Below are 24162 nucleotides of genomic sequence, written 5' to 3' on the forward strand. Positions count from 1 at the left end.
CAAAATCCATTCAAGTTAAAACACAATCAATTATATTTTTTAAAGAATTGCGTTTTAAATTTCCTCCAAAACTGCTGCCCATCCTCCATTTTTAACCATTTTTACTTCGATGTTAGCAGCATTGGTAACTGTGAAATTCTTTTTTCTATAATCCATTGCCTGATATCCTGCGTTGATGCCGTCTTCGAATGAAGTAACTTTATATGATTTTCCGGCTTTTAAAAAGTCCAGATTTAATTTGAAATTCCTTTGCTTTTCAGCATTATTAGTGATTCCGCCAATAAACCATTTCGTGCCTTTTCTTTTTGCAACAATGGCATATTGTCCTGCTTTTGCTTCTAATGCTTTGGTTTCATCCCAGGTTGTAGGTACCGAAGTTATAAAATCAGTACATTCTCTCTCGCGATAGTAATTCGTTGGATTATCGGCCAGCATTTGCAAACCGCTTTCAAAAACCACAAACAAAGCAAGCTGATAGGCTCTTGTACCTATACTTGCAGAATTTGGTCTTTCGGATCTGTATACTTCGGGCTGCATGCTAATCATGGCACCGGGTGTATAATCCATTGGGCCAACTGCATTTCGCATAAAAGGAAGGTACAGACTGTTATCCGGTTTACAGCCGTCCATTTGTTCCATTCCTCTTACTCCTTCGTACGATATTACATTAGGATATTTGTATTCTAATCCTGCAGGTTTAAACGCGCCGTGAAAATCTACCAATATTTGATGTTTTGCTGCTTCTTTGGCTACATTTTCATAATAGTTGACCATTACCTGATCACTGCGATCCATGAAATCAATTTTTACGCCTGCAATTCCCCATTCCTTAAAGGTTTTGAAAACGCCCTTATTTTTATCAACCGTAAGCCATGTAAGCCATAATACGATACCCACATTTTTTTCTTTACCATATTTGATCAATTCATGAACATTGACATTTGGATTTGGTGAATAAGGATCTTCTGTGCTATTGGCCCAGCCTTCATCCATAATGATATATTTTATTCCAAATTTTGAAGCAAAGTCGATATAATATTTATAAGTATCCAAATTATAACCCGATACAAAGTTCACATCCGGACCATAAGGCGTAGCGCCGTTCCACCATTCCCAGCTGGCTTGTCCGGGTTTTATCCAAGCGGTTTCTGTTAGTTCACTTTTTGGAGCCAGTTTCAGGGTCATTGTATTTTCTATAAGCTGTTTGTCCTCTTTGATAATGACAAAATAACGCCACGGAAAACTTCTTGTTCCTTTGGTTTTTGCTATATAATTGGCTTCTTTGAGGATTTTAAGGCTTCGGTCTCCGTCGGGACCAAATTCTAAAGGCGTTTTAGGAAACGCAGCTGTAATTCCTTTTCCTGTTCCTTTCAAAAACAAACAAGGATAATCAGAAAGATCAGATTCGCTAATTAATATTTTGTATTGCTTTTTTGAATCGACTAAAACAGGAAGTACAGCCATTTTATCAGCAGGTTTCCAATCTTTGACCGCTGTTTGCGAATAGGCTTCTTCATAAGCGGTTTTAAAACCTCCCGGCTGTTGTAAATGCAATAGATAATCCTCTGGAAAATTAACCGAGAAATCTTCATTTAGTACTTCAATTTCGCCTTTTTTAGCCGTTATGAATCGGTATGCAATTCCATCATCAAAAGCACGAAATTCTACTGCGTAATCTCCTTTAAAATTTAATACTAAATAATTATAGTTATTGGATACTGATGAAAATTTTAACGGAACAATTGGTTTAATTTCTTCCTTTACTTTTCCTGTTTTGCTTCCTGTTACTTTAGGATTTAGCCCTAAGGTTTCATTTTTCAGAATTAATGCCAAATGATTATTTGATGCTAATTCTTCGTTATTAATGTTTACTGAATAATAAATTTTATCTTCTAAAGCAATCGAAGCTTTTATTGCTCCGTTGGGCGAAAGGAGTTCAAACTTTTTTTGGGAATAACCGTGGGAAAATCCCAATACAAAAAACAGGCAAATCAATACTTTAATTGTTTTCATTTCAAATCGGTTTTATATAAATAACGTCCCAAAAAAAAGGGACGCTACTTTAATTTATACTATACAATACATTCTTATTATTTGGTTATCACTTGTATTTCACCACCATTCGTAAACAAATCGTGCGAAACAAAATAGCCGTCGATCTTGGCGCCGTTTACTTTTATAGTTTCCAGATTTCTTTTACCATTCGGATTTTTGATCGTTACTTTTTTGCCTGCAGGTGTTGTCCATGCTACTTCTTTAAAAATAGGAACAGTTACAATATATTCGGGATCGGCAGGAGATAACGGGTAAAGGCCCAGTGCACCAAACACGTACCAGGACGACATTTCGCCCGCATCATCCATACCTGACATGGCCAGTTTTTCAGGCCCAATTCCGTACATTGTTTCTAATATTTCGTCTATTCTTTTTTGTGATTTTTCAGGTTTATTTACAAAATAATACGAAAACGGAGCTTCGTGATCCGGTTGGTTACCATGACAATATTGCCCAATAAAACCTGATATATTCCAGGCAATATAATTTGGATTCCATGGTTTTGTAAAAAAATCATCGAGTTTGTCTTCAAAAGGTTTTGCGCCTCCGTACAGTTTTACCAAGCCAGGCATATCCTGTGGGGCAAAAAATGATAACTGCCACGCATTTGCTTCACGATACATGTATTCATAGTACGGAAACTCAGGATTAAATGGTGTTACCCATTTACCATCGGCCAATTTACCTCTCATAAAACTGGTCGATTTATCAAATACATTTGCATAATTTTTAGAACGTTTTACCAGATCATTATAATGTTCTGTATCCTTTAGTTCTTTAGCCAATAATGCCAATGCATGATCATCATAAGCATATTCTAAAGTTTTAGTAACTCCTGCATTTCCTTTGGTTTCGACTACAGGATTTTTTATATCTTGTTCCGGAACATATCCTTTTGCAATATATTCCGCAATATGAGGTCTTGTACCGCCTTCTTTATACGCATTATTTAATAGTAACTCGTATGCTTTTTTAACATCATATTTTCTGATACCTCTCATATAAGAACCTGCAATAAAAGAGGCTGCATGATCTCCGTGAAAAAATGTTGGCATAAAACCTTTAATTTCTCCTTCGTTGATCATCGAACTGATAATATCGCTGGTTTCATCCGGTGAAAAAATGCTTAACAAAACCAGTTTATTTCTGTAATCATCCCATAATGAAGGAAGTGTATAATAATGATAGTTTTCTTTTCGAACTTTTCCCGCTTCATCTGTAAATTGTCCGTTGACGTCACTTCGTAAAGCTGGCCACAAAAACGATCTGTACAACATACTGTAAAACATTACATTTTGCTGGTCGTTTCCTCCTTTTACCTGAATTTTAGAAAGCAGGTTTTCCCATTTTGTGCTTCCTTCTTCAAAAACTTTGTTGAGGTTTTTATCTCCTACTTCTGCTTTCAGATTTTCGATTGCATTCTCTACACTCACAAAAGACAAGGCTATTTTTACCGTTACCGGTTTTGTATCTCCGTCTTTTATATTTACCAAAGTATATCCGCCACTTTTAGCAATATCTTTGGTATCTAATTTTTCAATCGGACTGCTTAATGTGGCATAAAAATATATTTTTTCGCCTCCTGTTCTTTGAAAACCGCTTACTGCATTGTTGCCTTCCTGCTTGATTTGCCAATCGTCTACATGATTATTGGCTTTGCCCAGATCAAAAAGTACTTTTCGGCCTTTGTTGTTTTTAAAAGTATATTCGTGTATTCCGCAACGCAATGTAGAACTTAATTTTACCTGTACATTATAGTCTTTTAAATATACTTCGTAATAAGCAGGACTTGCTTTTTCCTGATCATGGCTAAAAGATGATTTGTACGGAAATGCTGCGCCGTCAGGTACGGGTAAAAGCGGAATATGACAAAGGTTCCAATGTCCTTTATTGGTATGGGTAAATCCTAAAATTGACGTGTCCTCATACTCATATCCTGCACCGGATCTGTACTTTGTCATAGGGCTTAATTGTACCATTGCATTAGGTACAGATGAGCCCGGAAAAACTAATCCTGCCCAAACACGCATATCTGCGGGTGGTGTATAACCTATTATTTTGGTATCTAATAAAGGTGCAGTACCAATAAACGGATTTACCAAAGCTGTATATTTTCCTTTTGCAAGTCCGCCACCGGATTTCTGTGCCGCCGCATTAAAGCCAAAAATGGACATAGAAAGGGCTGCAAGAACGATATTCTTGTTTAATTTTATCATTTTATAAAGAATTAAAACGTGTTACAAATAGCTATAGTTCCAGTAATTTTGGATGTTTTTGGTACGTATCCCACAATAATTCACCAAACAATGTATTGGTCCATGCAAACCATGATCTTGTGAAATTTTTAGCGTCGTCTTTATGAAAAGATTCGTGCATAAAACCGGTGTCTCCATGCGATGCTTTCAACATTTTGATACATTGTTTTATTTCATTTTGATCCGATGTTGTGTAAGCTCTCATTACTAATGACATTGGCCAGATCATATCCATCCCAACGTGCGGTCCTCCAACTCCTTCGGCTATTTTTCCTTTAAAGAAAAACGGATTATCTTCTGATAGTACAAATTTTCTGGTGTTTTGATACGTTGGATCATTCACATCGATAGCATCTAAATAAGGTAAACTCAGTAAACTTGGTACATTGGAATCATCCATAAGTAAATGACCGCCAAAACCATCAACTTCAAAAGCAAAAATGTTTCCGTATTTAGGGTGTTTCACCACGGCGTGTTGTTGTATTGCCTGCTCTACTTCGTTACCCAAAGCTCTTAATTCTTTTGCTGTAGCGCTGTCTTTTTTAATGGTTTCCAACATTTCTGCAGCCTGTTTCATACTCGCTACAATAAAAAAGTTAGACGGAATTAAGAAAGAAAAAACCGTTGCATCATCACTTGGCCTAAAGGCCGAACACACTAAACCAACTGGTTTAACAGGATATCCGTATCCTTTTAATGGTCTTGTATCTGTAGCAAATTGTGTGGTTCTTTGAAATGTGTAAGGATTGTGACCGTCTTTTTGCTGTTGGTCTCTGAATACTTTTAAAGTTGCTTTAATTGCTTTTACCCAATTTTCATCAAACGGAGAAGTGTCTCCGGTATTTTTCCAATAATTATAAGCCAGTCTTATTGGGTAGCACAATGAATCTATTTCGTATTTTCTTTCGTGAACTCCGGGTTTCATATCGGTATGATCTGTTGTCCACTCTCCTTTTTTGTTTGGATCGTTGTAAAACGCATTCGCATACGGATCTTTCAATATATATTCTGTTTGCCTGTTGATCACACCTGCAATCAGGTTTTTTAGTTTGGTGTCTTTTCCGGCAAAAGCCATGTAAGGCCATACCTGAGCAGAACTATCTCGAAGCCACATGGCATCAATATCTCCCGTGATTACATAGGTGTCCGGTCTTCCGTTTTTTTGTGAATAGGTTACTGTAGTATCAAGCGTATTGGGAAAACAGTTGTTGAACAGCCATCCTAATTCTTTATCTTTTACATTCTTTTGAAATTCGGTTATCGTTTTTTCTATAAAATCACTTTCAAAATTCCTTTTTCCTTTTGCAACCCTTACAATAGGGAAATCTTTTACCATTTTAGTTCCTGCAATTATTTCCATAGGATCGATAAGGGCTAAACTGCCAAATAAAGCAGCATTCTGGATAAATTTTCTTCTTTGCATTGTTGTATGTTTTTAAATTATAGGGAGATATCTTTTTTATTCGTTTGTTAATGAGTACGGAGCATCTTCTTTTTCAGTTCCTCTTTTAAGGTCCGGTGTTGTCGACATATCAAAATCTAATGTTACACCGTTCATCAATTCAGAATGACTGATCCAGTTTTTTGAATACGTTTTTCCATTCCATTTCATCTCTTTAATATATCTGCTTGTATCGCTGTTGTCCGGAGCATTAATTTCTACTTTATTTCCGTTCTCCAGTTCAATTGTTACTTTTTTGAATAATGGAGCTCCTACAACATACTGGTCTGAGGCCGGAGTAACCGGATAAAAACCTAAAGCAGAAAATACATACCAGGCCGAAGTTTGTCCGTTATCTTCATCACCGCAATAACCATCCGGTGTTGCATGATACATTCTGTTCATGGTTTCTCTTACCCAATATTGTGCTTTCCACGGTTCTGCCGCATAATTATAAAGATAAATCATATGCTGAATTGGCTGGTTTCCGTGAGCATATTGTCCCATATTGGCAATTTGCATTTCCCTCATTTCGTGAATTACTCCTCCGGTGAAATTTGAAGTGGCAAAAATTGGAGGTGACGAAAACACTTTATCCAATTGTGAAACAAATGACTGATTGCCTCCCATTAAATCAATTAAACCTTGGATATCGTGAAAAACAGACCATGAATAATGCCAGCTGTTTCCTTCGGTAAATCCGTTGAACCATTGAAAAGGATCAAAAGGTTCCATGAATTTTCCGTCACTGTTTTTTGGGTGCATTAATTTGTATTTCGGGTCAAAAAGGTTTTTATAATTTAAGCTTCTCTTTTTATATAAATCAATTTCTGACTGCGGTTTGTTTAAGGCTTTCGCCAATTGGTAAATCGCAAAATCATCGTAAGCATATTCTAATGTTCTGGCGGCACTTTCGTTTACAATATCATGCGGTACATAACCTAATGTATTGTATGAATCTGCTGCTGCACGACCTACTGCTTTTAGCGGTCCGGCATTATTAGCGCCATGAATCACCGCTTTGTATAAATTTTCGATATCGTATTTATTTCCTTTTCCGCTTTTTAAATACGCTTCGGACACAATTGATGCTGAATTATTTCCCACCATAATATCTCGTAATCCCGGGCTGGACCATTCCGGTAACCATCCGCTTTCATTGAATGCATTCGAAAGTCCTTCCTGCATTTGCGCATTTAATTCCGGATACATTAAATTTAAAAAAGGATATAAAGCTCTAAAAGTATCCCAGAAACCAGTATCTACGAACATATAACCCGGCAAAACTTTTCCGTTATAAGGACTGTAATGAACCGGTTTTTTATTCTTGTCGAACTCAAAAAACTTTCTCGGAAAAAGAAGCGATCTGTACAAACAGGAATAAAAAGTTCCCATTTGGTCGTTTGTTCCGCCTTCTACTTTTATACGGCTTAATTCTTTGTTCCAGGTTTCTTTTCCTTTTTCTTTCAATTCATCAAAGTTGTCTTTTCCTATTTCTTTGAGATTTCTTTCTGCTTGTTCATAGCTTATAAATGACGACGCTACCTGAGCATTTACTTGTTCTCCCGCTTTTGTTTTAAAACCAATTACAGCACCAGCGTGATCTGCCTGCATCTCAAGTGCATTTCCTAAAATATCTCCGTTGAAGGTTGAATTTAACTTCAATTCTTTATCGAAAATGATCACAAAATAGTTTTTGAAATTAAGCGGAACGCCTCCACTGTTTTTAGTGGTATAACCGATAATTTTTCTTTCAGAAGGAATTATTTTCACATAAGATCCTTTATCAAAAGCATCAATAACAATGTACGCATTATCTGTTTCGGGAAATGTAAATCTAAATCTCGCGGCTCTTTCTGTGGGGGTAATTTCGGTTGTAACGTTATGATCTGCCAGATAAACACTGTAATAATAAGGCGTAACAGTTTCTGCTTTATGAGAAAACCAGCTTTGTCTTTCTTCTTCCTTAAATTTTAATTCACCAGTAACCGGCATGATCGAAAACTGACCGTAATCGTTCATCCACGGCGAAGGCTGATGCGTTTGTTTGAAACCTTTTATTCTGTTTGATTTATAGGTATAAGCCCAGCCATCGCCCATCTTGCCTGTTTGAGGTGTCCAGAAATTCATTCCCCAGGGCATTGCAATCGCGGGATAGGTGTTTCCGTTTGAGATGCCGTAATCAGAATCTGTACCTACTAAAGGATTTACCCATTCTACAGGAAGTTTAGTTTCGCAAACAGCTACACTTTGTGCATTAGTAGGCACGAATGAGAAGAATGTGAATAAACTAAAAACTATTTTATGTTTATTTTTTACCACAACTTAATTATTAATAGCGTTAATTACTTCTTTATTTATTTTACTAACCTCAGAAAAATTCATTTTATCCACTTTACGATCGTAGGTCATAAAACCGTTTACTTCGCCTTCAACATCAGTGGTCTGAGTATAAACAGCGGCAGAAAAACCTACTTTGGATAATGTTTTTAACTGATCTGCATATTCTTTGTATTTGGCTGTGGTTTCGTCATTATTTTTAAACTGTGTATATCCCCAGTTTTTATCTGTCTGCCATAAATGTCCCGTAACTGGAAGACCAATTCCGCCGTATTCTCCTAAAACTGTAATCCTGCGTGCGTCATACAATTTTAAGTTAGGTTCAGGATAATGGTGAATGTCTAACATATCTCCTGTTTGAAAATGGTTTCCTCCACTTGATGAATTCACCAATCTGCTTGGATCATGATTTTGAGTCCATTCTGTAATTTCAACTGTTTTAAATTGTCCCCACGCTTCATTAAACGGAACCCAAACTACAATACTTGGATACGAATATAAATGATCCATAATCTCTCTCCATTCTTTTTTGTATGTCGCCTCAGATTGTGCTGTTCTTTTTAGTTCTGTCCCTTCAAAATATTTATGCATTTGCCAGATTGGGCCATCATCTCCGTTTGGCATATCCTGCCATACTAAAAATCCCATTCTGTCGCAATGTGTGTACCATCTTGCCGGTTCTACTTTTACGTGCTTACGAATCATATTAAAACCTAATTCCTTAGTTCTTACAAGGTCATATTTTAAAGCTTCGTCTGTTGGCGCAGTATACAAACCGTCAGGCCACCATCCCTGATCAAGCGGACCAAACTGAAAGCAATCTTTATTATTCAACTGAATTCTCACAATACCTTTATCATCTCTTTTCGAAGAAATTTTACGCATTGCAAAATAGCTTTTTACTTCGTCTGTTACTTTGCCACTGCTAATTAATTTTACTTTAATATCATATAAAAATGGTGTATCAGGCGACCATAATTTTGGATTATTTACTACAATATCCAAAGACTGGCCTGCTACTCCTTTTTCTGATGCAATAGTTTTGATACCGTCGAATACCGTAATTTCAACAATATCACCTGCTGCACTTCCTTCAACTTCCGGAACGATAGTAATAGTGTTACGATCTATATCCGGTGTGGTTTTTAAATTCGCAATGTATTTTTTACTTACCGGTTCTAACCAAACGGTCTGCCAGATTCCTGTTACCGGCGTGTACCAGATACTTTCAGGATTTTTAACTTGTTTTCCTCTTGGTTGTGTTCCGTCGTTTGTTGGGTCCCAAACTTTTACCACTAATTTTTGCGATTTTCCGTTTAAGAATGGTGTTATATTAAAAGTAAAAGGCGTAAATCCTCCAGTATGTGTTCCTACTTTTACATTGTTTATCCACACTTCTGTTTTCCAGTCTACTGCACCAAAATGCAATAAAATATCTTTACTTTTCCAGTTGCTGTCGATGGTGAAATTGGTTTCATACCATAATTCGTTTTCTGAACCTACTTTTTTCATTACACCGGAAAGGCTTGATTCAACAGCAAAAGGAACGAGAATTTTTCCGTCGTAGCCTTTTGGCGCTGTTTGTCCTGCCGGTTGTATTGCGTAGTTCCATAAACCATTAAGATTTTTCCATTGACTTCTTTCCATTATCGGACGTGGATATTCAGGAAGTGTATTGTTGGGATCAACGTGCTCTGCCCATTTTGTTTTTATTTTATCGCCTTGTGGTTTCCATTGTGCAAAGGATACTAGACTTACAAAAAGAAAAAGTATAATTGTGATTTTATTCTTCATTATAATATTTTATTTTTTTTAGAAATTTCCGGAAAGTACTTTATTGAATGATTATCATACTCTTACTTCGTGCTTTACATGCTATTTCTGTTAAACTGATAAACAGTATAAAACCTGAAGGCTGTTTATTTCCTTCAGGCATTACAAAAATTACTACTTAAACTACCACTAAATAATTAATCAAAATAACCATCTTTATCCAGCTTGGCTGCTGCTTCTATTAACATAACTCCGCTCAATTGCGTGGTTAAATCTACTTTTCCTCCCGCTGCAGGAGCTACTTTCCAGTTATTTCCTGAAAGCATTGCAGGTCTCAGGATTCCTTTTTTATAAAATGACTGCGCATTAAATTTCATAAATGCTGCAAAAGTTTCCTTATCCGTCGAATTGATTGTTGGCTGCTCTATTAGTTCTGTAAAATAACGTACCAAAATACCTTTGAATAATCCTCCGTCGCCCTGACCTTCATCTTTAAGAAGTCCTTCTGAAACTAATTTTGGATTAGTCAAAACGTTTCTTCCTGATTTTACCGCATCATCAAGATACGTCTGGTCGTTCGTAGCTTTGTACAATCTTAAACCGGCACCAATCCAGGTTCCCATATTATAAGTAAATACCCAGTCTTTATTGGTGGTCACGACTCCATTTACTTCTGCTATATTATCCCAAACTGCTCCTGAAACCGGATCAACCAAATTGTTTTTTTGCCATGCATAAATTTTCTTAGCCCAAACAAGATCATCAGCATCATTATCTATTTCGTACAATCTCATGGCAAGAACTATTGCCGGACCGTTTGATACCGCATTTTTCTCTTTTGGTGTATTTTGTTTCCAGGTGATTCCTCCTCCAAAAACATCACTCCAGCTTAGTTTTATTCTCTCCCATAAAAAATCGGCAACATCTTTATATTCCTGATCATTTGTAGCTTTATAGGCACGAAGGCAGGAATTCGCCAGCCAAAGCATATCATCATTAAAAACATTGTTGTAGGTATTTCCGTTTTTTACTTTAATTCCCTGAACCAATGCTTTCATTTTGGTTTTGTAGTTTTCATTTCCGGTTCTTAAATAACCATCTGTAAGAACATCAAGAACGTGAGCATTTGGCCAGTAATGAAATGTACTGTTTCCTGTGTTGTTTTCTACGAAAGTTCCGTTAGATCCTAAATAATTATTATAGGTCGAAAGCTGTAAAGAATCGGCTGTTTGTGCCCATGTATATTTAAATTCAGGACCAGTTGTCGTATTAGGATCACGCAACGGAACTGCATCATCATCACATGAAGTAGTCAATAACCCTAATCCTATTACACAAAGTAACATGATGTTATAACGTGTTGAAAATAATTTTTTCATAATATATTTCATTTAATAAAACGTCTCTTAGAAACAATCTCTAAGAGACGTCGAGGGTTATTTATAGAATTGTAAAACTGTGTGTATATGCCGGTACACTTGCACTAAAATTAATTTCGGCATTTACATTAGTACCGTCTATTGCAGATGCAAATTTGAAACTGTTATTCCATACATCATTGCTTACAGGAACCATATACCAGTATGATGCTGCAACGTTACCGTCTGGTCTGTTGTTATCATTATTAACACTACCATACCATTCTTCACTTGAAGTTGCACCGTTTACGACAGTAAATTTGAATTTGTAACGCTCGTCTTTACCCCAAGATTCTGTTTTGAAAGTGATTTTTTTATTGGCAGCTTTCCAGATTCCTTTTCCTGAATATGTATATTCAAATAAATATTGGCTAAGTGGAGGGAACCATAATTCGATCTTTTTAATTTCTGTCATAGTCGTTGAACCATCACTAAAATCAACTTTAATTTTATACACTTTTGCATCTCCTGTATAAGTCGTTGCTCCGTCTTGTTTTAATTTGGCTTCGCTGATATAGAAAACCTCAGGAGTTCCATTTTTTCTTGATATAAATTTATAGCTTCCTGCTTGTAACTTCGTATAGATTTCAAAAGTCGTAGCACCAGTTTTCTTGAAAGCCTGCGCATCTGCCACTGTTTCTCCTGTTTCTGAACCTGATCCTGTAATAAACAACTGATCCGGAGTTGGAAAACCGCCTGGTCTTTGTACTTCGATAATACCTGAAACACTTGATTTTTGAACATTTACACCTTTAGAAGAATAAACAGTCCATTTCAATTTTCCGATAGTTTCAGATGCAATACCTGCCAATCCGGCAATTTTATTAAGCTCTGTAAAAGAAAGGTTTAATGTTTTTTGAAATCCGTTTCCGTCAGATGGTCTTACGTAAATTGGTTTAGAGAAATCTCCGTTTTCAACATCAAAAACCACATCGTACAATACCACTCCGTTGTCTTCTGCTTTAGCTCCTTCCCATTCGAAAACAGCAGAACTTTGTGCACCAAGATCATAAAATTTATTATTCGCCGGAGAATAAAGCGCGTTAACAGCACTTACATTAGTATGACTCATTGTATCGTCGTTGTCGCAACTTGCCACAAAGATTGCGCATACTAGTAATAATAATTTTGAATATATATTTTTCATGTTATTTATTTTTAGGTTGTTAGTTAGTTTTACCAGTTTGGATTTTGAGATAAATTTGTATTAATCAAACGCTCATCTCTTGGTATTGGCCATAAATAATGTTTATCAGGATCAAAAGTTCTTAAGTTCACTCTTAAATAACCATTGTCTACAGATGACACACCAAATTTGGCTCCGTGTGCATAACCATTCAAAACATCTTCGGCAGTTTTCCATCTTCTAATGTCAAAGATTCTTAAACCTTCCATAGCAAATTCTGTACGGCGCTCATTTCTAATTACTTCTCTAAGTCCTGTTTGTCCTAAAGCACTATTAAAAGATAAAGCTGCTGCATCTGTAAAGCCTGCACGGGTTCTTAATGGTTTAATGGTTTGATCCCAAACTGCACTTGTCATTTGGTTCAGCTCATTTTTAGCTTCTGCGTACATCAACAATATATCGGCGTAGCGAAACAACATTAAATTTAAACCTGACTGCAAAGAAGTTAAATGTTGCGTATCATAATATTTACGAGTATAATATCCTGTAGGAGTCGAAGACGATCCTTGTACAAATTCATCTGCAGCGTTTCCTACTGAAGTGCCTGGTTTGATGTAAATAATATGAGAACTTCCGTCTCCTTCTTTCCAATTGTATTTATCGTAAACTACCGTATTCGTAAGTCTTGGATCTCTGTTGATATAAGGATCGTTTTCGTTGTATCCTGATCCGGCTTCGTTAATTCTTTTTCCGTTCATCATTAAGTAACTGTCTACTAATTCCTGAGTTGGAGCCAAAGCATTTAACCTTGCACCGGCAGAAAGAGGAGCCATATCAAAAAACTCTCCCCACATTCTAAATTGTGGTACATATTGTAAACTTAAAATATCCTCACTGTTGTACTCGTTTTGTTGTTGAAACAAACCTTCGTAAGAAGGAAACAAGCTATAGGTTCCGTAACTCATCGCTATAAATGGTTCTACTGTTTTTACAACTTCATCCCATTTGCCTTCATATAAAAGAACTCTTGCTTTTAGCGCTACTGCAGCACCTACCGTGATTTTTCCTCTGTCGGCAGCGGCATATTGCGTGTTCTTTGGCAATGCCGGAATTATGGCATCCAATTCACTTAAAATATAGGCAATCACTTCTGCATGCGATGTTCTGCTTACTGATGTTGCTTCTTCAAGAGAAGGATCTTTCTTTATTAAAGGAATATCTCCAAACCAGGTTGTTAGCTGAAAATGTTGGAAAGCTCTCAAAAAACGGGCTTCTGCTTTCATTCTTGCAATTACAGTTGCATCTGCATTAGGAACACGGTCGATATTTTCTAATAAAAGATTACAGGTTTTAATACCCGCGTATCGATTATTCCATTCTTCTTTTATTCTTCCTAAAGAAGGATCATAAATTCCGGCTCCAATTGATGCAGCTCCTGCATTATCTCCTCTTCCGTTAAAAGCATTATCAGATAGTGCTTCATTATAAAAGAAATATTGACTGGTTTGCATTTGCGAATAAGCCGTATTCAGAAAAGTCTGGGCTTTATCTACACTTGTCCAATAATTAGAATCTGTAAATTGATTTTCAGGCGCAAGGTCCAGATCTTCACAGCTTACCAATAGTAAGAGTACAACTGGTATGAATTTTATTTGTTTAAGTATATTTTTCATTTTCATTTTTTTTAAAAGGTAATATCAATACCCATTCCGTAATAAACCTGCGTTGGATAAGCTCTTCCGCTGTTAGCTCCCGAAGGTGTCATGCTATTGTTAAATTCAGAAAGTTCCGGATCAACAAATTTCACTTTAGATAATGTAAGTAGATTTTGTCCTGAAACATAAACATGAAATCTGCTCATTCCTAACCTTTGCGCCACATCATCTGATAATGAATACCCTATTTGCACATTTTTTAGCCTTGCATAGGCACCATCATACAAATACATATCAGAACCTCTTCTGAAGTTGTTTGTATTAGATTGTGTGCCATTGTTTGCCAATCTTGGATATCTTGCATCCGGATTTTGAGGCGTCCAGTAATCTAATTGGTGTGTGTACATTGTCATACCATAATTGTAGTGAAACGGCTCTACAAGCTCTCCTCTAATCATCATGGTTCTTTTTCCAACACCCTGAATAAAAATGCTTAAATCAAAATTTTTGTAATCTAAATTATAAGTAGCTCCGTAAGTATATCTTGGAAAAGGATTACCGAAAACAAACTTGTCATTGTCATCAATTTTACCATCTTTATTTACGTCTACATAACGGTTATCACCCGGCTGTACACTTAATCCTTCAGGAACTGCTGCTCCTTTGATTTCATCCCAGTTCTGGAAAATTCCATCTCTCTTTAATCCCACATAAGAATTGAAAGGCAGTCCTTCACGAAGAATAACCTGTAACTCTTCTACTCCGCTCAATCTTTCTTTTCCGCCATAGTCCAGTACTTTGTTTTTCGAATCTCCAAAATTCAACATCAAACTATGGTTTAATACTTTTCCTTTATGTCTGTAAGTGGCACTAATTTCCCATCCTTTGTTTCCTACTTTTCCGGCATTAAACATTGGTAGTCCTGTACCAAAAACTCCTGGTACTTGCGGTGGAACAAGAATGTCTGATGTTACTTTATCAAAATAGTCGAATGAAAATGATAAGGCTCCTTTAAAGAAATCTGCATCGATTCCTGCATTAAAAGTGGCTGCTTTTTCCCATTGAATATCAGGATTTGCAAAATTATATCCTGTACCGCTCACACCGCTATTGTTGAAACCATAAGCATTCTGAAAAGTAAAATAAGTCGTTTGGTATTGGTAATTACCCACGTTTTGGTTTCCTAAAATACCATAAGAAGCTCTTAGTTTAATGTTACCTACCTTATCGTTATAGTTTTCCATGAAGCTTTCTTTGGTCAATGCATAACCAAGTGTTCCCGAAGGAAAGAATCCCCATCTTAATTCATCTCTGAATTTTGATGATCCGTCATATCTAAAACTGAATTCTGCAAAATATTTGTCTTTAAAATCATATGATGCACGACCAAAAAGAGAATTAAGACTATTTTTTGATGAACTTCCATTAGAATTATAAGAGTTCTCCCCAATTACTGTTTCGCTGGTTGGAGTTCCCAAATCCGGATCAGTATATTTTTTGTAGATCCCGATTCCTCTGTCGGAATGATTTTCGTTAGAAACTCCAATCAATCCGCCTACGTTATGATTACCAAAACTTTTACTGTACTCTAACATAAACTGTGTGTTCAGGTCAAGACTTTTTCTGGTTTCATCATTTGTATCTCTGTCAGCACCATAAACTCCCTGAGGCGAAAAGTTCACTTCTTTTACTCTGCTGTACATACTTCCAGACCATAAACGTCCTCCAAAAACACCTTTTACTTTTAAGGAATTCGATAATTTAAACTCTGCATTAAAAGCTCCAAAAATATCATCATTATCGTATCTTCTAAAACCTCCCTGTTCCAGAATTCCCAATGAATTAAATTGTTGTAACACATCATTTGTCAGGTAATTACCATCTTTATCTTTTTGCGTATAATATAAGGGAACCCTGAAAGCATCAGCCATTAAGGTACCTGTGCTTGAGGAGTGATCTGTAATTTTTTGTTTTGAATAAGCCAATGTCGACGTCAACTTAAATTTACCGTACTCGTTCGTAAGATTTATTCTAAAGTTGTAGCGTTCCTGACCTTTTTTGGGACCAACGAATGTGCTTTCCTGATCAAGGTATCCTAATGATACTAAATAAGTAGAGTTGTCGCTTCCGCCCGAAAAAGATAAATTTTGGTTTAATTGAAGTGCCGGTTTTACAATTTCTTCTGCAAACCATTCTGTATCCCCGTTTGCTTTTAGCTCTGCAATTTTAGCTGCCGAAAACACTGCAGTAGTTTCTCCGGAGTTAAAAGCTGCTTCATTTCTCAACATCGCATTTTCGTATCCGTGTACCGGTTTTGTAAAGTATTTTGGGCTATTAAATCCGGTAAGACTACTGTACTGAATAGACATTGGTTTACTTTTACTTCCCTTTTTGGTTGTAATAAGCACCACTCCATTACTTGCTCTGGATCCGTAGATAGCAGCACTACCGGCATCTTTTAATACAGATACACTTTCGATATCAGCAGAATTCAAAGCATTAATATCTCCTCCTACTATACCGTCTATAACTATCAGCGGACTATTGTTTCCTAATGTACTTATCCCACGAATGTTAAGGTTTAAGCCTGCACCCGGCTCTGAGTTTGTTTGCTGAATGGTTAAACTTGGCGCTTTACCCTGCAAAGCCAGTGTTGCATTTACGTTTGGTCTGTCTTTGAACGCATCATTATTAACCTGATCAATGGCACCTACAACTTTTCTTTTCTTTTGTGTACCATAACCTACAACAACTACTTCATCTAAAGCTGAGACATCTAAGTCCATAACCACATTAATAACGCTTCTGTTATTTACTTTTAGTTCTATTGGTTTGTAACCAATCATTGTAAAGCGTAAAGAACCTGTTCCGTTTTTTAATGTTATCGAATAATGCCCGTCAAAATCAGCATTTACTGCATTTCTTGGATCACTGACATCAATAATAGAAACTCCCGGAAGAGACAGTTTGTCTGAAAGTGAAGTGATGACCCCAGTAACCTGAGTTTTTTGATTCTGGGCAGTAACATTGTTATACCCGCCACAAATGAGAATAATTGTGAGGAAAAAATGCATACAGAGCATTTTTTTCTTTCTGCAATTTGATTGTTTCATCATGAAAAATTTTGGTTAGTTAGTTTTTACTGAATTAATTCTGAAGTTTTAAGAACTGCTTTTTTAAAATTTAAAATCACTTCAAATATTTAAAAATTAGCTGGTCTCGTTTTTTGATCGGTTAAAAGTTTCCGGTAAATTTTAATCGTTAAAAACCAAACGAGCTACAATAACTTATTAATTCATAGCAAACATACTAAAACGTTTTAGTAAAAAAAAACTTTTTTTGCTAAATATAATTTTAATGTTAATTTTATAAGATATGCGCTTATTAGGTGACTTATATTAAATATTACGCAATAAAATTCAACGAAAACGTTATATTAATTGTTAAAATTATTGATCTCGAAAAATGATATAAATCAATTTATAAGGCTTAAAAAGCTTATTTTTAGTAAATGGGATAAAAAAAAATCCGAGAATCAATAAATGCTTATTGAGTCTCGGATTTTCTAAAAAAAGTAGTATTGTTTTTCAGCAAATTACCGTAGTAATTGCCTTACTTCACAAGTGATGATTCGCGCAGTATTAGTTCTGTTTTTAATACAATATTATGATGGGTTTCGCTCACATCTTTTTTCTTTAAAAGAGGCAGCATCAATTCCATCAGCTTCGTACTTATTTCTATCAAAGGCTGTGCAACAGATGTTATGGTAGGATCGTAGATTTTAAACATATCATTATCATCAAACGCAATGATACCCAACTCTTTAATTAATTTTGGATTGTTTTCTTTTAAAACTTCCAGTCCGCTTTGTGCAAGATAATTTGTAGCAAAAAAAACAGCATCTAAATCAGTATATTTTTCAAAGAAATCCTTAACATACTCCTTACCTCTTCCTTTAATAATTTCATTAAAAGGAATTTGAAGCGTATGGGATTTCAAACCATTTTCTGCGACTGCTTTTTCATATCCGGACAAACGTCCCATCATCTGGCTCTGATCTGAAGCGGTTGTGATAAAGCCAATATTTTTAAACTTGTTTTGTATCAAATGCTGTGTCGCATCAAAAGACGCCTGAACATTATCAATAACAACACTATTACAATCTAATCCTTCAAAAAACCTGTCTAATAAAACTACAGGAATATTATCTTTTATTAAACCTTCGATGGTATCTTTTATTCCCGGAGAAGGCACAATAATAAAACCATCTACCTGACGAAAATTAAATAAATTGATTAATTCGTTTGATTTTTCATCATCATTTTCGTTGCTGCAAAAAATAACTTTATATCCTTTTTCGTATGCAATATCTTCAAAAATTCGGGCAAGTTTAGAAAAGAAGTTATTGGAAATATCTTCGACCATAAAAACCAGAATTTTAGATTTTCCGGTTCTAAGGCTTTGTGCAATTTGATTGGGTCTGTAATTTATTAATTTTGCATAATCTAAAACCTTTTTTGTAAGCTCTTTAGAAATGTGTTTTTCTTTTGCCTTACCATTTAATACAAAAGATACCGTAGTAACAGATATCTTCAATTCATCGGCAATATTTCTAATAGAAACAGGTTTTTTCTTCATTTTAAAATCATTTTTAATTTAAAACCACAATTTTTGCTCAAATATAGTAAAGTTATAATTGTGACGTTAAATTAGTACTATTTTACTTAAAGTAAGTTCAAAAGTTTAATCTCGCAAAGGCGCAAAGCTTTTTTTTAACGCTGATTTAAATTGATTTAAGCTGATTTTTTTAATCATTTTAATCGTTTAATCAGTGGCTAAATAAGCTTGGCGACTTGGCGAGATTATTTTTGTATTAACGTCCAAAATCATCCTGAAGACGAACAATATCTTCTTCATCCGAAGGATTATCCTGATCTGTATGCTGCCAGATTTCTGCAATCACACCCCAAGAATCCAAACCTATCAGGCGGTGACGTTCTCCTTTGTCCATCTCAATAAAATCACCGTTTTGCAATGTTTTTAATTCTCCTTCAACATCTGTATCGCTAATTTTTACTCCTACGGGACCTTCAACCACTTTCCAGATTTCGGCTCTTCTAAAGTGATATTGCCACGATAATCTTTTTTCCGGAGCTACCACTAAAATTTTTGGGCTTAATTTATTGGTGATTTGAACCTCGTCAAGCTTTAAGTGCGAAAAAAACTTTGTTATAAAAGCACTTGCCTGGCTTTCTTCGATCACAAAAAAACCGCCCCAAGGTCTTGTCTGGTCTTCGTTGATGATCGTAAAATTGTGTTTTTCGATTTCATTTCTAATCTTTTCAAACACCACTGCTTTACTGTCTTTTTCTTCTATTTTGATATTCATAATTTCTTTTTTTTTACAATTTTTATTTTTTCTAGAAATACGGTAATTCTGCTTTAATGCGTTCCCAGAAAACTTCATTAAATAAATAACTTGATCCCAGAATACTGGTCTTTTCTGTATTTTCGATAATAGAAATTGATATGTTTATATTTTTGCTTTTTAAATTCTCCTGAAATTTAGTCAAAAACAATCGATTTGATTTGGCAATATTCCCTCCGATAATCAAAAGATCTGCATCAAAATCAAGAATAAAAGGCGCTAAAAATTCACTTAAATTATGGGCGAAATCATCAAATATTTTTGCAGTCGAATAATCCTCAATACCGGCTATTTCCTTAACACCGTCTGTCAATTTCTTTCCGGTACTATTTTCGTACTGATTTAAAAACCATCTGGTCGAAAAGTAGTTATCAGCAATACTATCCTGAAAAGGTTTGTCCCATAAACAACCATTATGCGGTACATTACTTCCTTGTGTAATTGGCAGTTTATGGTCTAAAAAAGCGGCTCCAAAACCAGTTCCTAAAGTTATAGCAATTACTTTATTATTCAATTCAGATTCTTGTGTAAGCGATCCTCCTACTCCAAAACAACTGGCATCATTAAGAAACCTGAAGCTTACATTTTGTGTGCTTAGGTATTTTAAAAGTTCATCTGCAACCGATACATTATACAGGGACTCGTATTTATCATTTCCTTCAAACATGGCAATTCCGGTTTCGTACTGAAACGGCCCTGGCATAGAAAAAGCGATTCCAATAACATCACTTGAAGAATAGTCATAGTCTTCCTGAATTACCTGAATAGTCTGATTGATTATTTCGGCCCATTTTTTAATAATTACTTCTTTAGAAGCTTTACTATCAACAGCTCCGCTAAAATATGTTCCCGGAATTATCACAAAATCATTACCATTTACGGCAGCACTGCTGATGTGGCTCCCTCCAATATCTACACCTATTGTTATTGACATTTGTTACTCATTTTAATTATTTTTTTACTCATAATCAATTCAATTAATTATCTCTGTTTTTTCTCTATTTCTTTGTGGATTAGCCTCTTTGAAGGATTTAAAAAATAATATTCAAACCTAAAAAGAAAGACTTTTAACATCCGATACTATATTGTCAAAAAACAATACTATTCTCCTGAATTACTTTTACTCTTGTTCTATTTTCATAAATGAGATTGAACAAACTTATCTCGGTCATTTCAAAAATATTATGCAATTGCATTTGCAGATTCAGAAAGAATTTAATTTATTTTTTAAGTGCTTTAAAAATGTTTTTTTCTAAAATAGGTTCCATAATGGCATATCCTGCTTCATTAGGATGTACGCCATCCGTACCTAATTCATCTTTTAAACCTAATTTTTCATTTACCATTGCTGAAAAATAATCCGTATAAAAAAATTTGTTTTTATCTGCGTATGCTTTTAGGACACTGTTTAGGGCTACAACTTTTTTAGCTGGTTCTAAACCGGGCTTCCATTTAAAATCTAATGCAGGAAGAACCGAGCAAAGAATCACCGTTATCCCATTTTGTCTGGCCAGTTCACACATCGAAAATATATTTCCCGAAGTTGTCTCAACAGAATAAGGTCCAGTATTTTCGGCGATATCGTTTATACCTGCCAAAATAACCACTACAGCAGGTTTTAAAGCAATTACATCTTGTCTAAAACGCAATAACATTTGTGGTGTCGTCTGACCGCTTATTCCTCTGTTGATATATTTTTTTGAATTGAAAAAATCAGGTCGTTTATTGATCCATCCTTCTGTAATTGAATTTCCCATAAAAACTACCCTACTATGATCTTTAGCACTCAATACCGGAACTTTAGAATTTTCATCCTTATAACGATTTAAGTTAGGCCAATCCTGAGCATAGGAATAAGTTGCAGAAAAAAAAAGTATCAGGAAGTAACAGAAAAATAAAGGTGTTTTCATTTAATTCGCAATGTGTATTCGGTTATATATCTAGATTAGAGAACTCTTTCACCATTCAAACATTAACGAACAATAAGTAGTATGACTAAAATTTTAACACTCTGTATTACAATTAAAAAAATATACACTACAAACATTCCTTAATACGCAAAAAAGGTATATCATGTTGGCAAATATACTAAAACGTTTTAGTATAAAAAATATTTTTAAAAAAATTTAATTGAATGAGTAATAAAAAAAATGCTATTAAAAAATAATAGCATTTTTATAAGGAATTATAAAGGATCAATTTTAGTTTCTATATTCCGGAAATTGGAGAATACATTCATTTTTAATGTATTATTCTTTTAGAAATGATTTACTTACGATCTCACCTCCCCTTTGAATATTGAGTAAATAAACGCCTTTGATCAAATTATTGCAATTGTAGGCAATATCAATTTTGCCTGCATCATACACTTTATCTGTAATGGTAACTAATTTTTGTCCGTTGATATCAAATAAGACAATGGTTACTTTTTCCTGTTCTGCCTGCAAAAACGAAATGTTCAGGATGCCTTTTGTAGGGTTGGGATAAACACTTAAATCTACCTCAGGATCCAGTACTGCTTTGTTAGTCGCCAGCGTGGTTACCGTACAGTTGGGCGTTGTACTAAAAGCCATTTGCGCAGCTGTAAAATTGGTAAATGTTGCATTGATATCGATATTAGAAGTATCGCTTGCACCTTTACCATCGCAATTATCTCTTCCGTTTCTCCAGTAAGGAAATTGCAAATAAACACCAGGTGTAGCGCAACTGCCAATTTCTGCATCCCCGCCTACAACAACTGAACTGGCAAAATCTCCTGCAAACAACATAGCATTTCCTTTGATATTGGCAGTGTTTTTTACAGAACCGCCTTCCATCCAGGCATTTCCTTCAACAATGGCGCTGTTGGCCAAAGTGGCGTTGTACACACATGCATTGCCTCTTACAATCGCATTTCCGTTTATAGTTCCTCCATCTACCATTGCGTAATCATCAATACGGGCATTTCCTGAAATCGTTCCGGCTCGTACAATTGCATACGGACCTACATATACTGTAGAGGCCACAGTTGCATTGTTAGACACCCATCCACCACCGTTGGTATGTAAATGTCCGTTTGTTTTAAGAAAGCTTCTAAAGTTAGCTGCAGGCTGAAATCCTTCCGGAGTAGCATTTGCAATTTTTAGTTCGTAAGGATATCTTCTTTGTTTTGGATAACCCACATCCATATTGTAATTGACATGCACTTTTGGTGCCGCAAAAACAACCAGATAAATGTTAGCTTCTGTCGCTGTATTGAGTGTAAATGATGCTTCGCCATCGGTCTTATACATTGGACTGTAACGAGAAATAGTTCCATCGCTTTTTGTGGTTACAAAACCATAACGCCATCCGGCCTGAGTGGTATTTACCTCAGTATGTCCTTTAAATTTAATGGTTACTTTTTTTTGTGTTCCTGTACAGGTTGGGTATAACGGAATTAAATTCATTCCGTAATCCTGTGGAGCCCAATCGTTATTGGTATAATATTGATCCGTTGTTCCTGTTACTTTTGTAAGCAGCGTATATTGTCTGCTGGTATAACGAGGCATATTTGTTTTTATCGCATTGTAAACATTTCTAATGGTTTTTCCGAAATTACTGGTGGTGTTTATTTGGGAATTCCATTGAATGGGATAATCGAATGCGGCTTGTCGCTGTGCATATCCCCATAGATAATCATCAAGCTGATCCTGGGTAAACCCTTTTAACCTTTTAATGGTTTCCAGCGGATGTTCTTCATTCATAGATTCTGCCCACATTCTTCTTGTAAAATCAAATCCCTCTTTTTCCTGAACATAATACATTAAATGAAAATTAGTATAATGATGCCTGTTCGAGGACCACATAAAATGTTTGGTCTGGATCCAGCGGGTCAAAGTTCCGTCAATTTCTGCCCATTGCGGATAAGCCTGTGCGCGCATAAAATTGGCGTGTCCTTCATAAAACGGACTCGCCCAATCGTATCCGGCAAATGCTCTTCCGGCTCCCGGATTTTCCTGAATGCTCATCATCATTTGCAATGTATGGGCAAATTCATGCGATAACGCTCCGCCATCTCTCGTGGCTTCAGGATGTACAAACATAGCGCCGATGGTATTAGTAAAGGAACTCGCTTGTGCAAAAGCTTCTAACCTTGGATCTGTAGAATTCCAGGTACTCATCATCATAATAATGATCTTGTACTTCCCAAAATTGGTTGTTGGCGCATTGTTTACAAAATGCAAATCGGTAATATAGCGTTTAAAGCTAGTCTCGAGTGTATCTGCAACTGATTTTGGTGTAAACCTTAGTGCCGCATCAGCATATGCCGCAGGATTCGTCCCAACTTTATCACCCCAGTAGAGTACAAAATTGGTCGATTCGTACTTTCTGGTGTTGGATACTTTATTATAAAATTCATTATTAGGATCACTCCATTCTGTGGGAGTAAAAAGCGTTTTCTGTGCAATTGCAAAATAACTGGATAGAAAAACGACAACAAGTAGTAAAAGTTTTTTCATAGTTTATTTAATTAATAGGTTAAGAAATAGCATTCTTTTGTAAATGTAAAAACTACACTAATCATCTTGTAAGACAATATTATCTACATTTAATACTATTTTACCTATTTAATAAAATATACTAATCTATTTTACAATAAGTTACAAAACATCAATACTTATATTTAAAAACCAAAATCGCAAAAATTAA

General features: G+C 35.5%; 14 protein-coding genes. All 14 read right to left on the reverse strand.

The features are described 5' to 3' along the window. Window positions 1-54: 54 nt before the first annotated feature. On the reverse strand, window positions 55-2013 hold the full coding sequence (locus tag B0M43_RS18840; protein ID WP_078007724.1) for a glycoside hydrolase family 97 protein: 1959 nt from the start codon (window positions 2011-2013) through the stop codon (window positions 55-57). A gap of 77 nt (window positions 2014-2090) precedes the next feature. Beyond that, window positions 2091-4271, reverse strand: coding sequence for a GH92 family glycosyl hydrolase (locus B0M43_RS18845; protein ID WP_078007725.1), 2181 nt, complete (start codon window positions 4269-4271; stop codon window positions 2091-2093). Window positions 4272-4302: 31 nt separating this feature from the next. Beyond that, window positions 4303-5733, reverse strand: coding sequence for a glycoside hydrolase family 125 protein (locus B0M43_RS18850; RefSeq protein ID WP_078007726.1), 1431 nt, complete (start codon window positions 5731-5733; stop codon window positions 4303-4305). Between the two features lie 36 nt (window positions 5734-5769). Continuing rightward, the gene (locus B0M43_RS18855) at window positions 5770-8073 is read right to left on the reverse strand and encodes a GH92 family glycosyl hydrolase (RefSeq protein WP_078007727.1); all 2304 of its coding nucleotides are present in this window, start codon (window positions 8071-8073) and stop codon (window positions 5770-5772) included. 3 nt (window positions 8074-8076) lie between these two features. Beyond that, complete coding sequence (locus B0M43_RS18860) at window positions 8077-9885, reverse strand: glycoside hydrolase family 2 protein (protein WP_123921819.1); 1809 nt, start codon at window positions 9883-9885, stop codon at window positions 8077-8079. Window positions 9886-10061: 176 nt separating this feature from the next. Next, entirely contained in the window at window positions 10062-11243 is a 1182-nt protein-coding gene (locus B0M43_RS18865) for a glycoside hydrolase family 76 protein (RefSeq protein WP_168199961.1), read from the reverse strand. Between the two features lie 61 nt (window positions 11244-11304). Next, complete coding sequence (locus B0M43_RS18870) at window positions 11305-12429, reverse strand: SusE domain-containing protein (RefSeq protein WP_065448437.1); 1125 nt, start codon at window positions 12427-12429, stop codon at window positions 11305-11307. A 29-nt stretch (window positions 12430-12458) separates the two neighbouring features. Then, window positions 12459-14081 carry a RagB/SusD family nutrient uptake outer membrane protein gene (locus B0M43_RS18875; protein WP_207797814.1) on the reverse strand — a complete coding sequence of 541 codons (1623 nt, stop codon included), beginning with the start codon at window positions 14079-14081 and terminating at the stop codon, window positions 12459-12461. Between the two features lie 11 nt (window positions 14082-14092). Beyond that, a complete protein-coding gene (locus B0M43_RS18880) occupies window positions 14093-17137 on the reverse strand; it encodes a TonB-dependent receptor (protein WP_210418034.1) in 3045 nt (1014 codons plus the stop codon). A gap of 538 nt (window positions 17138-17675) precedes the next feature. Further along, complete coding sequence (locus B0M43_RS18885) at window positions 17676-18701, reverse strand: LacI family DNA-binding transcriptional regulator (RefSeq protein ID WP_078007731.1); 1026 nt, start codon at window positions 18699-18701, stop codon at window positions 17676-17678. Window positions 18702-18936: 235 nt separating this feature from the next. Beyond that, window positions 18937-19452, reverse strand: coding sequence for a phosphoheptose isomerase (locus B0M43_RS18890; protein ID WP_078008016.1), 516 nt, complete (start codon window positions 19450-19452; stop codon window positions 18937-18939). A 31-nt stretch (window positions 19453-19483) separates the two neighbouring features. Then, the gene (locus B0M43_RS18895; protein ID WP_078007732.1) at window positions 19484-20425 is read right to left on the reverse strand and encodes an ROK family protein; all 942 of its coding nucleotides are present in this window, start codon (window positions 20423-20425) and stop codon (window positions 19484-19486) included. A gap of 286 nt (window positions 20426-20711) precedes the next feature. Beyond that, window positions 20712-21401, reverse strand: a complete 690-nt coding sequence (locus tag B0M43_RS18900; protein ID WP_078007733.1) for an SGNH/GDSL hydrolase family protein — start codon at window positions 21399-21401, stop codon at window positions 20712-20714. 339 nt (window positions 21402-21740) lie between these two features. Beyond that, complete coding sequence (locus B0M43_RS18905) at window positions 21741-23972, reverse strand: DUF6055 domain-containing protein (RefSeq protein WP_078007734.1); 2232 nt, start codon at window positions 23970-23972, stop codon at window positions 21741-21743. Window positions 23973-24162 lie beyond the last annotated feature (190 nt).

Source organism: Flavobacterium sp. KBS0721 (assembly GCF_002007065.3).
GTDB classification, from domain to species: domain Bacteria; phylum Bacteroidota; class Bacteroidia; order Flavobacteriales; family Flavobacteriaceae; genus Flavobacterium; species Flavobacterium piscis.

Coding starts and splice junctions, on each gene's coding strand:
- B0M43_RS18895 (WP_078007732.1), bottom strand. CDS start 20,425: ATGTCAATAACAATAGGTGTAGATATTGGAGGGAGCCACATCAGCAGT.
- B0M43_RS18870 (WP_065448437.1), bottom strand. CDS start 12,429: ATGAAAAATATATATTCAAAATTATTATTACTAGTATGCGCAATCTTT.
- B0M43_RS18865 (WP_168199961.1), bottom strand. CDS start 11,243: ATGAAAAAATTATTTTCAACACGTTATAACATCATGTTACTTTGTGTA.
- B0M43_RS18900 (WP_078007733.1), bottom strand. CDS start 21,401: ATGAAAACACCTTTATTTTTCTGTTACTTCCTGATACTTTTTTTTTCT.
- B0M43_RS18840 (WP_078007724.1), bottom strand. CDS start 2,013: ATGAAAACAATTAAAGTATTGATTTGCCTGTTTTTTGTATTGGGATTT.
- B0M43_RS18890 (WP_078008016.1), bottom strand. CDS start 19,452: ATGAATATCAAAATAGAAGAAAAAGACAGTAAAGCAGTGGTGTTTGAA.
- B0M43_RS18905 (WP_078007734.1), bottom strand. CDS start 23,972: ATGAAAAAACTTTTACTACTTGTTGTCGTTTTTCTATCCAGTTATTTT.
- B0M43_RS18880 (WP_210418034.1), bottom strand. CDS start 17,137: ATGCATTTTTTCCTCACAATTATTCTCATTTGTGGCGGGTATAACAAT.
- B0M43_RS18875 (WP_207797814.1), bottom strand. CDS start 14,081: ATGAAAAATATACTTAAACAAATAAAATTCATACCAGTTGTACTCTTA.
- B0M43_RS18860 (WP_123921819.1), bottom strand. CDS start 9,885: ATGAAGAATAAAATCACAATTATACTTTTTCTTTTTGTAAGTCTAGTA.
- B0M43_RS18845 (WP_078007725.1), bottom strand. CDS start 4,271: ATGATAAAATTAAACAAGAATATCGTTCTTGCAGCCCTTTCTATGTCC.
- B0M43_RS18850 (WP_078007726.1), bottom strand. CDS start 5,733: ATGCAAAGAAGAAAATTTATCCAGAATGCTGCTTTATTTGGCAGTTTA.
- B0M43_RS18885 (WP_078007731.1), bottom strand. CDS start 18,701: ATGAAGAAAAAACCTGTTTCTATTAGAAATATTGCCGATGAATTGAAG.